This window comes from Candidatus Methylacidithermus pantelleriae (assembly GCF_905250085.1).
GTDB lineage: Bacteria > Verrucomicrobiota > Verrucomicrobiia > Methylacidiphilales > Methylacidiphilaceae > Methylacidithermus > Methylacidithermus pantelleriae.
The window spans coordinates 1-9,411 of the sequence record NZ_CAJNOB010000035.1 but is presented as its reverse complement, the minus strand read 5'-3'; the positions used below and the strand labels follow the sequence as shown (position 1 = coordinate 9,411).

At 56.3% G+C, this 9,411-nt stretch carries 11 protein-coding genes; 4 read left to right on the top strand and 7 right to left on the bottom strand.

From position 1 onward, the window contains the following. Together KK925_RS08130 and KK925_RS11300 are read right to left on the bottom strand one after the other, a co-directional pair. Positions 1-1,310 (bottom strand): TolC family protein (locus KK925_RS08130; RefSeq protein WP_174583466.1); only part of this gene is annotated, 1,310 nt, incomplete at its 3' end. Between the two features lie 124 nt (positions 1,311-1,434). Beyond that, complete coding sequence (locus tag KK925_RS11300) at positions 1,435-1,566, bottom strand: hypothetical protein (RefSeq protein ID WP_268905642.1); 132 nt, start codon at positions 1,564-1,566, stop codon at positions 1,435-1,437. Between the two features lie 415 nt (positions 1,567-1,981). Here KK925_RS11300 and KK925_RS08125 point away from each other — a divergent pair, with 415 nt between their 5' ends. Further along, positions 1,982-2,200: a hypothetical protein gene (locus KK925_RS08125; protein ID WP_174583465.1), complete on the top strand. Its 219-nt coding sequence runs from the start codon at positions 1,982-1,984 to the stop codon at positions 2,198-2,200. 109 nt (positions 2,201-2,309) lie between these two features. Here the strand turns inward: KK925_RS08125 and KK925_RS08120 are convergent, their stop codons facing one another. The 3 genes from KK925_RS08120 to KK925_RS08110 are packed head-to-tail and all read right to left on the bottom strand — an operon-like array spanning position 2,310 to position 3,352. After that, a complete protein-coding gene (locus KK925_RS08120; protein WP_174583464.1) occupies positions 2,310-2,519 on the bottom strand; it encodes a hypothetical protein in 210 nt (69 codons plus the stop codon). Next, positions 2,516-3,064 (bottom strand): hypothetical protein, encoded by a 549-nt coding sequence (locus KK925_RS08115; protein WP_174583463.1) that lies wholly within the window; start codon positions 3,062-3,064, stop codon positions 2,516-2,518. Before KK925_RS08115 ends, KK925_RS08120 begins: the two co-directional genes overlap by 4 nt. 42 nt (positions 3,065-3,106) lie before the next feature. Then, entirely contained in the window at positions 3,107-3,352 is a 246-nt protein-coding gene (locus tag KK925_RS08110; protein ID WP_174583462.1) for a hypothetical protein, read from the bottom strand. Between KK925_RS08110 and KK925_RS08105 the strand changes: the two genes are divergently transcribed. Continuing rightward, positions 3,351-3,677 carry a hypothetical protein gene (locus tag KK925_RS08105; RefSeq protein ID WP_174583461.1) on the top strand — a complete coding sequence of 109 codons (327 nt, stop codon included), beginning with the start codon at positions 3,351-3,353 and terminating at the stop codon, positions 3,675-3,677. The two genes, KK925_RS08110 and KK925_RS08105, sit on opposite strands and share 2 nt — an antisense overlap. A gap of 972 nt (positions 3,678-4,649) precedes the next feature. Here KK925_RS08105 and KK925_RS08100 read toward each other — a convergent pair. Next, positions 4,650-4,877: a YgaP-like transmembrane domain gene (locus KK925_RS08100; protein WP_174583460.1), complete on the bottom strand. Its 228-nt coding sequence runs from the start codon at positions 4,875-4,877 to the stop codon at positions 4,650-4,652. A gap of 744 nt (positions 4,878-5,621) precedes the next feature. On the opposite strand from KK925_RS08100, the gene KK925_RS08095 reads away from it, so the two are divergent. Beyond that, complete coding sequence (locus tag KK925_RS08095) at positions 5,622-5,903, top strand: hypothetical protein (RefSeq protein ID WP_174583459.1); 282 nt, start codon at positions 5,622-5,624, stop codon at positions 5,901-5,903. 286 nt (positions 5,904-6,189) lie between these two features. Here the strand turns inward: KK925_RS08095 and KK925_RS11545 are convergent, their stop codons facing one another. Next, positions 6,190-7,578 carry a hypothetical protein gene (locus KK925_RS11545; RefSeq protein ID WP_236027888.1) on the bottom strand — a complete coding sequence of 463 codons (1,389 nt, stop codon included), beginning with the start codon at positions 7,576-7,578 and terminating at the stop codon, positions 6,190-6,192. Positions 7,579-8,139: 561 nt separating this feature from the next. On the opposite strand from KK925_RS11545, the gene KK925_RS08070 reads away from it, so the two are divergent. Continuing rightward, positions 8,140-8,475 (top strand): hypothetical protein, encoded by a 336-nt coding sequence (locus tag KK925_RS08070; RefSeq protein ID WP_174583454.1) that lies wholly within the window; start codon positions 8,140-8,142, stop codon positions 8,473-8,475. The last annotated feature ends 936 nt before the right edge of the window (positions 8,476-9,411 follow it).

Genomic DNA, 9,411 nt, shown 5'->3' with positions numbered 1-9,411 from the left:
AGATTTTCTCGAAGAGCGGCTTCAGCTTGTTCCTTCTGCAAGCGCATTTGAACAACGTCCGCTACTGTTTTCTTTCCCTCGTGATAGAGAGTTTGAGTGAGATCCGATGCGATGGCCGCGTTGGCTACAGCTTTTTGCCAATTGGATAAATCGCGAAGAGCAGATTGATATTCCGCATACGTTTGACTTACAGACTCTTGAATGGAGTCTTTTAAGCGCTTCTCTTCCTGGCGGGATTCCTCAAGCGTTGCCTCGGCTTTCCGAATGCGTGGCCCTCGGGAAGGGTCCCACAGATCGATCGTTCCTAAGATCCCTACGGTATAACTCCCGGCAAACCGGTCCACTCGGTTGCTATCGGTCTCTGTTTCCGTAAAGCCGCTAATACGCGGCAAGAGGGTGGCCTTCTGCCTTTCTACCTCAGCCTTCCGTGCAGCAGTCATTGCGGAAAGCGCTGCGAGATCGGCGCGGTAGACACACGCATCTTGAAGCCATTGGGAAAGCGTTCGGCTTTCAGGCCTGCCTTCTTGGAGCTTGCCCTGAGCGCCCAGGTCGAAACTAGCCGGTTCACCCTGCAGGGTAGCAAGAACTGCCGATGCTGCACGGCGACGAGCGTTTTGATGGTTCTTTTCGGCTTCCAATGATGCCAACAGTGATTGAGCCGCATAGTAGTCAGCCCCCAGGATAAGCCCTTTTTCCTTTAGTTCCCATGCTTCCTTCACATCCTTCTGCGCGAGCGCCAAGGCCTCGTCCGCAACCTTCTCCAACTCCTCAGCGGCCAAGAGTTCCAGATAGGCATTGATTGCCACCAGGGAAGCCTCCATTCGAGCCCATCGCACCTGCCACTGAGCTGATCGAACAAGTTCCCGTGCTGACTCGACCGCCTGGGCGGTTTGAAGGGCATCAAAAATGGGCAGCTCCACCCGAAGAGCGCCAAAGCCGTTGAACCGAGTCCCCGGATAGTTGAGCGAATGAATGTCGAAGTCTCCCGCACTAAATTCCCGCTCCTTGAGTTTCATCATGAAAACCTCAACTGGGTCATTGCTTCCCACTGCCCCAACTCGGGCACCAAGGCGGGGTATATAGCCACTGCACGCGAGGGCTTTTTCGGCCAGTGCCTCTGCCAGCCGAGCTTGTTCTTTTTTCATTTGCGGGTAGCGAAAAACGACTTTTCGCCAGACCTCCAAAAACCCGATTCTCTTCCTTGGTTCTTCCCGAGACGAGGGACGCCCCTCGAAAGCCCCTGCTTCTAGCGAACGGCTGCCCCCCCGAAGAGACTGGTCTCGATGGGTTTGGATAGGTTCAGCCTTCAAAAGGCCCCGAGACCATCTTCCCACTCCTTGCCACAAAACGAAAAGAAAGAAACCAAGGATAATTACGCCTCTGCATATCCAATCGAAGGCTCCAAGACCACGAGAAAACCTCCCGTACATCGCTTTACGCGCGCCTGCAAACAACTTGTTTCCGAGCTGCGTCAAACACCTTGAGCCCGACCGCAATCCACTGTCGCAGAGCCAGAAGAAAAGACAATCCAAAATGAAAATGCTTGCCTAAAGTAAGTTTCTCCATTCTTGGCGCATTTTTCGTAAAACCTTCTCGTATGCAAAGCTGCAGCTGAGCACCACTGTCTCTGGCCCCCTACCAAGGCTATGAGCTACCAAAGCAAATTCTTTGCTAAGTTCCGCACGCCCCATAGCGTTCCTAAAACCATAGACACCCATTCCCCTACCAGGGGAGATCGTCCGGGACGCCGGCCGAACAGCGCTGCCGACGATTCGCGTGCGAGGGTTTCACCGACAAACTAAAGGTAGCGCGCACGGTTCCGCGTTTTCGGGGACAGAGGCGCGGGAGGCCGTCCCTTGCCTCCCGATCGGGCATGCGCTGCATGCGCTACTTTGACTCTCTTCCTAACTCCCACCATAGAAACGACCATACATGCTTCGTTCGAAGCCTCGCGGGTAGGGCGAAGGTGACATCACGGCCAATGCGAGTGCTCACGATTGCCTTTGGCACGGGTGGGCGCTCGGAAACACCCAATCTTCTTCGGGCGAAGGCACGAGGCTGCGCCCTGGTAAGAACTCGTGCCATGACGACGCGCGTCGTTGACCGTGCCGATCACGGGCGTGGAGGCCGGGTCGACTTCGATCACCTCGACTCTGGTAGCAAAAAAGCCGCCGTGAGGATCGCGATCGCCTTGGCATAGCCGAAGGGAGAGAACGAGCGAGCCTGAATGAGGATCCCCCCACTTGTGGTGGAGCTTCCTCTTGCCAATATGCCATCGTTGGATGACAAGCACCTTGCGCGATTCGGCGCTAGGCCCGCGCGATCGCTTTGCACGCACGAGCGAAAATCGCTTTGGCCTGCTCCTCGTTCTTGCCACGGAGATTGAATCGGATCGCGCGGATTCTCATGCGCTTACCGAAGCGCTCCGTTTCGGCCAAGGCGAAACGATCCTCGTTCATATCAATGCCCAACGCTCCGGCAAGGCGGCGTGTCACCAACGAAAACAGGTTGCGTCTCAACGCTCGCCAACACCCGCCACCCCTTCCGGTCGCGGAGGAAGCGGTAGCTCAAGCGCGGATCCCTTTGGCTTCCGAACGAGTTTCCGCCTCTTGGTTGGCGCGGTAACCATCCGGCTGGCGGAGAGGGCCTGGAGAATCGCCTCGTAGCGGCAGGCGAAGCGCAAGCCCTCAAGAACCAGATATTGGCTCGGGCTCCCTAATCTGTACGGCAGCCGCAATGGCAGCCGATCGGCTGCCTCCGGGGTGACTACGGCTTGGCAGCAGTGGTTCCCGGCGGTCTCGTCCTTCGACCCGAGCACATAGAACTGGCTGCTCCGTTCCGTCTGGCAATGCTTGTTCCGATTGGTATGATCGGCATAGCCGTTTTCTTGCAAGGAAAACTCTTTACGGGAAGGGGCGGCGCGAACCCAGAGATAGACCCACCAGCTCGGGACCCTTGATCGGCCGGGTGCGTATTGGGTTTTGTCCGCAGGATGGCAAGCCTCTGCTTTTTCTCGGGCAAAACGTTCGATCCTAGCTTTTTTCTCCTTGGGCCCGCGGATCATCTTTACCGCTCCCGGATCGGCTCCTTAGCTTCCTCAATGAGCTCAGGCCGCCTTTCGCCGATCTTTCCTTCGAGTTCGGGCGCGGATCGCGTCGAACTCTCCGGCGGTGCGGCCAAACCGCGGCAGGAAGGATCGATTACGCTCGTTGAGCGAAACACCGCCCGCATTAGCCAGAAAAAGCCCGGCCCAGCCACCCGTAAAGCGCCGCACAGGTGTTAAAAGCAACGCGCCCTGCCCGGGCATCACGCGCAACCGCGTCTGGTAAGTAGAAACAGACTGCTTGCTCATGCGATCGCTTCGAGCGCCTTCGTGGCACGGTCCTGCCCTGATCTCTTCCTGGAAAGCCTGGCACACAACCAAACAGCGGCCTCATGGAGGTAGCACACGAGATCGTGGCCATGTCATCCAGATTCGCCACGAGGATCGATCGACTCTGTGCGGCCAATGCAGCTTCCCCATACTCGAAGCCCAAACGCGTCAGCCGGTCGCGGTACTCGACCAGGATGACGCCAACCTGCGGATCACAGACCTGCCCAATGAGGCCTCTACGATGCCCGTTCATCCCGGAGCTGACCTCCTTGACGGCCTTGACGATCCGCAACGGTTTGCTTGAGAGCCAACTCGGAGAACCCAAGCCAACTGCCCGTGTCAATCCGCTTTTCGATCCGCACTGGACACCCGCGCGTAGAGGGCCACCTCGTCGGGTTGTGAACACTCGGCATGAACAATCACCGTTCCAGTTGGCTACCGCTCTATGGGAACGGGCAAACGCCCTTCCTGCCGGTTCCGCTAAGCCGTCTTGCAGCAAACACCCTGCCGCTTGGCCCACGCACTCAACTTCATTCGGATATGCTCCGATGAACAGCCTTAGGTGTGCCTATATGTTTTAGCTGTTGGGAACCCCTCGTAGATGGTCTAGTTCTCCGTGGCTGAAACAGCTTGCTCTTGGCCGCCTACAATCGGGCGCAGTCATCCTCGATCGATCCAGAATCCCGTACTTCCGCTTTTGTCCTGCTCTACTCAACTCGACTATTCCAGAAGAAGCGATCTGCTCCGCTTGCACCTTAAGCTCATACAAGTCCCTCGGAAACCTATCGTACCTTAACCATGCAAGGGTTACGTGCATTTCACGCGGCGTTCCATTGCGGATCCACCACTGCGATTATTGTCCTTGCGTAACCCCAGCGAGATCCACGCACCTTGAAAAAGGTGCAGAGTTTCGTCCTCTTTTTAAAGGGCCATCGTTCGCATGCTCTCTTCCTCAACAAAGAGTTTACCCGGTGAGGCCTGGTCGGGTTTCTTACTCTAATCCTCCTATCCTTTCTTCGGTCGCTCTCTTCATCGACGCCATCCAATAGAAGACAACATGGCTTTCCCTCACACTGCCTTAGGATTCCTCGATACGCCTTGCCTTTGTCCGGAGGCATTCATCGGAAGTTTGTTTTCGACAAGCCCGTTTGCGGAAAAAACCAGATAGGGTACTCAAATCCCCCAAATTTATTGGCATGCGACCTCCGAAGGTCTCTCCTAGCCAAGGGAATGCACAGGTATGATGGCGCGCCAACACGAAGCCACCAGCTCTCTTCTAAGAACACGCTTCGGTCCTTTGTCCTGAACACGTTCCTTCTGAACCAAGCCCAAGCCGCCGGAGAATCTTTTCCGCCAAACAAAATCCCGTAAAGGCGGATTGGATCAGGTTCAAAGCGACAAAAAGGGCCAAAAGAAGCCACCAGCGACTCAGCCAGAGAGACAAAGCCAGTGATAGAAGAACGAGAGTGCCGGCTAATACTCGGATGATATTCTCCATCTTCATGTTCTAAGTTCTTCTTTTATCTGTTCATTGTCAAGCTGATTCTATTAGCCTGCCTGCCGGTGTGCCGCACCGAACGATGGAAGCCCATAATGCCTTCCCTTTCGCCACTACAACAGGCGTGTCATTCCTCCTATACACCCTGGTTTTTCGTACCTTCTACGAGGCCTGAGCAAAAGAAAGCATTGCAACGTGCGTCCGATCAACATCGACCCATTTGCCGAGGTGTCCACAGATACGTCAGCAAGCTTCGAAAAATGTGCTGACTGGTACAATCCAATCCCTCCCGGGCGACTTAGATAGCGCCATCTAATGTCAACTGCAGATTTGGTTTGTGCCTAGAAATAGCTTGCGACCGATATGTACAACGACGGACTCGGACGACACACGTAAAAACCGTAGCGGGCGCTGCGGGTTTCCTTACGGCACTGCCTGCAGGATTTCTCCACGTCGTCCGTTTCCACTCCCCGACGAATCCTACGGAATGTGCGGGTTTGCCGCACTCGGCTTTCGGGCAACGTTCGTGGAGGATTATGCCCGCAACAGTTCCTGCGGTAAGATTTGGAAACAGGTCGAAGCGAGCTTGTCTCGTAAACACCGGTCGGGAAACTGCGGCCGTCCCTGCCCCTGTACTTTATCCTTTCAGCAGAGCCATCGGCGAAGCCGGTGCCAAGCGTTGCGATCTACTGCCCGGTAGGCTCGAGCTCACCGATCCAAAACAGGAGTAGTTCGTCCATCCCGCAACCGGTGATTGAGGAAGAATATCCGGTCCGTGGCCTCCCTTTCAAGGATTTCCGGGCAGACCCATTGGCCCAGTCTCTGCAACCGCCCCTTCATCCGTTGCGTGGAGGGTTTTGTCGCCGGGTAGCTTTGGCCCGTGCTGGGCTTGTGGTAAAGACCAAGGGTGTAACCGAGAAAGTCGAAACTCTCCTTTGGCACCAGAGCCTGCCCGGGTCGTTTCTTTCCTTGATGACAAGCCCGATTCGCACCATGATCGTTTCCGTTTGCTTCGAGGCTCCTTTGGCGTGATTCCGGCAAAGGATCGCATAGTCGCCGGCGTACAGTACAACGGTGCGCCGCCGACTTGGCACCCCAAGCCTCGAGCTTTTCCACGCCAGGATAAATCGCCTCATATAGAGGTTGGCTCATCGAGGAGAGATGGAAGCTCCTTGCGAAATTTCACGCTTCCAACGCTAGGCCTGAGTCGTTCACCTCCTCCATCCCTGCCCATCTTCTTCCTGAAGCAGTCAGTTCCAGCCAGGCTTTCGAAAAAGAGCTAGCACCGCTCCATTGAAAATGTGCCGGGCCAGGCCCTTCATAGATTCTCCGCAAAGAACCCCGCGATTTCCGTTGCCCGAGCAATGGCGACTGTGCCGAGGGCACCATGGGGTGTGGGATGGGGTGGATCGTCGAGAGGGTCACCCACCGGAATGGGGTCGATCCAACGGTCTATCATCTGGTTTGGTCTCCGAAGGATAGGTGCCACGTGTTGACCGGGGGATGGCTGGGGAAAACGGGAGCGATACTGGATGCGATCTACGCCGAAGCTGGGTAACCTGTGATCTCCCAGGAGATCCAGCCGATTGACAGTAACCTTTTTGTGGGCATCCCGCCTGGTATCGCCGTGGCCGATGCCGTTAAGCTCTTCAAGGGCATCACGGCCAGGTGGCGGTTCCACCGTTTCGTTGCGCGGAAGAAGCGGCTGTGGGGCGGCGAGCTGTGGTCGCCGTCGTAGTCCGTCGGCACGGCTGACAATGGGAGCTCCAAGAGTGTCTCCTGTTCTCTCGAGGGTTCTTAGCATGTCACCCGACGAAGGCGATACGTTAGGATGGGGACGGCGTCGATCGAACGGGATCTTACGGCGGAAGAAGCAAGATCGCCTGCTCCACTCTCCTTGGCCTACGCCGACGTTTGTAACCGGGTCGTTTCTGTGGTGCCCGAGCATTGCGTCTGGAACAGAATAGCCCTGAACCAGCGGCGCACCTACACCCTGCTGCACTAGGCAACGCCCTTGGGTGCTCAGATGGATTGCAATGCCATCTTGACGGTGTGCAAGTCCTGCAGGGGAAAGAAGGCATGGGCATGCATCAGGAAGGAGCCACCCGTTCCGACCATCCGCTTTGCCCATACCAGCATGCACTTTGACAAGCGCACCTATACGCTTAAGGGTGAGAGGGTCTTGCTTTCCACGATCGATGGACGCATCAAGTTCCCGCTGCAGGGGGGCGAGTACCCAACGCGCATCCCTGCCTCGGGTCGGCCAAAGGAAGCGGAATGGGTCGTTCGCGACAGGACATGGTATCGGAGCCCCGTCGTCCAAAGGAAAGATAGCCACGCTCTGGCATCCGGCTCCGTGCTGCGCGTAGAGGTCGCACAAAAGAACCTCGCCCCCATAAGCACGGGCAAAATCTTTGGCAGCGGAAAGTTGCGCGACACGCGCGACTACTCTCTTGCGCTGCGTCATCGTTTTCCCTCCAATGGCAGCCAGAGCGCTAGAGAAAAGCTCCGGCAGGAGTCCGACAAAAAGATGCGATCGGTTTGGCACATGAACCCCAAAGCCAGTAAAAGCGTCGTCGGGGCCGCCATCGAGGTGGCGGTCGCCAGGATCCGGATGCAAGACCTCACGCACATCCCCAACCGGAGGAAGGGCCGCAAGCGCGTGTGTGCGACCGTTGGCACTGCTGGGCGTGGCGGCAGCTGCCATCCTTCCTCGACTACGTCGATCCCGGAGCCTCCATGCGCCCGACCTGCCTGTGTTGGGGAGGTCTGGGGACACGCTTGAGAGATCGTTTCGAGTGTCTTTACTCTCATCTCCGGGCGCACGGCAACGTGAACGCAAGTCGAAAGATCGCCTGGATTGGTGAGACCGCGGCTTCGCCTAGGGCGGTCATAAAGACGCTTGACGTTGGCAACATGGGGAAGCTTAACCATCTCTGCGCTCTGCCCTAAAGCCTCTGCGATTTCAGCCGCGGGTTGTTTACCGGACGAGGCTGAGGTTGGCTTGTCGACGCGCTCCCCCACGTCGGAGCTATACGGCAGAAGCTGGAGGAGCAAAGACATGGACGTGGTGGCGTGCTGGCCTGAAATCAGTTTCATGAAAACTGAAGGATCGAAGGAGATAAGCCACGATGAACGAAAAGAGGAGGATTAGGCTCGATAGAGCAAAGGGGATCGTTGATCCGTTGACCGAGCTTGTGAGAGAGGGGGCTAGGCGTTTGATCCAGGAGAGCATTGAAGGGAAGATCCGAGGAGCTCCTGGATTGCTATGCGCATCTTCAGTACGAGCGGGGTCAAGCAGCCTGTGGGTCCGCAATGGTCTTCTCCAGAGGAGATTGTGACGGGGATCGGTCCTGTGGAAGTGAGAATTCCTAAGGCAAGAAACCGGCATGGGGAATCGGTGGTTTTCCACTCTTCTCTCTCTTCCGCTGTATGTTCGAGAGGCATAACGGTAGGAGGCAGCGTTGCTTTGGGTTTTGGTTTAAGGGAATTTGCGCGGGTCAAATGCATGAGGCGCTGGAGGTTTTGTCGGGGTCGAGCCACCAAGAGGGTATCTCCCTTAGTCTTCAAGCCGGGTAAAGCGCTGTTGGGAAGAGGAGTATGACGGCTCGCTCTCTAGAGATCGCCCCCAAGAGACCTACGTCTCCCCAGGCGAGGTGGATGAAATGGGAAAGCGGCTCGCGCGCCCACCATCAAAGGTTGTGCAAGCTGGTGATCGTCGAAGTCAACGATCGTGGAAAGAAGGATTCCTTGGTCAAAAGCGCATAGAGCGCGGGATTCGACCCAGCGTTGCGGGGAATGCTTCTCGAACCCAAAAGCACGTGGGTTGCACGCTTCCCTAATGTTGGTAATTGGAGACGGTGCCCCTGGGCTCTGGGCAGTTCTCTCCGAATTCTATTCAGGGACTCGTCACGACCCCTTGGAAGTCCACAAGGCGGCCGATGTCTTGAGTCATCTACCCAGAGCCTGCGCAACCCAAGCCCAGAGAAGCCTTGTGCCGGTTCTGGAATCCTGAGAGCCGTGCAGAGGCACCAATGGCCTTGATCCCTTTCTTAGGACCTACCGAGCTGGGTATCCCGAGGCAATCGATTGCTTGGACAAGGATAGGGAAAAGCTGCTGACTTTCGATGATTTGCCTCTAAAACACGGGCGTTCCATGCGGATCATCAACCCGATCGAATCCGCGTTGGCCACGATTCGATATCGAACAGGTACACCCAAGGGATCTATGGGCTGGAAAACCATGCTCGCCAGGATCTATGAACTCCCCAGGTGCGCTCCAGACGCGATGGCACCGTATCCTTTGGATTTGACCTTCTTCCCAAGGTCATCCAGGGGAAAACCTTCAACAATGCTCTCGAAGTCACCTTACCAACCGATCATAGGCAAACCGACGCCTAACCAAGATAATCCACCACATTTGACTATAATCCGGACTGATCGAGGGTGCCTCGGACCGAGATGATCAAGAAGCTTTGTTTTAGGGTTTTGCAATTGACTGGGGCCAAGCCGCAACCGAGGGTACTTGCTTGAAAGGACT

Bases quoted from the DNA above. Each gene is read 5' to 3' on its own strand.
- KK925_RS11300 (WP_268905642.1), bottom strand. From the start codon at position 1,566: ATGGAGAAACTTACTTTAGGCAAGCATTTTCATTTTGGATTGTCTTTT.
- KK925_RS08125 (WP_174583465.1), top strand. From the start codon at position 1,982: ATGCGAGTGCTCACGATTGCCTTTGGCACGGGTGGGCGCTCGGAAACA.
- KK925_RS08115 (WP_174583463.1), bottom strand. From the start codon at position 3,064: ATGATCCGCGGGCCCAAGGAGAAAAAAGCTAGGATCGAACGTTTTGCC.
- KK925_RS08105 (WP_174583461.1), top strand. From the start codon at position 3,351: ATGCGATCGCTTCGAGCGCCTTCGTGGCACGGTCCTGCCCTGATCTCT.
- KK925_RS08110 (WP_174583462.1), bottom strand. From the start codon at position 3,352: ATGAGCAAGCAGTCTGTTTCTACTTACCAGACGCGGTTGCGCGTGATG.
- KK925_RS08100 (WP_174583460.1), bottom strand. From the start codon at position 4,877: ATGAAGATGGAGAATATCATCCGAGTATTAGCCGGCACTCTCGTTCTT.
- KK925_RS11545 (WP_236027888.1), bottom strand. From the start codon at position 7,578: ATGGCAGCTGCCGCCACGCCCAGCAGTGCCAACGGTCGCACACACGCG.
- KK925_RS08070 (WP_174583454.1), top strand. From the start codon at position 8,140: ATGCGCATCTTCAGTACGAGCGGGGTCAAGCAGCCTGTGGGTCCGCAA.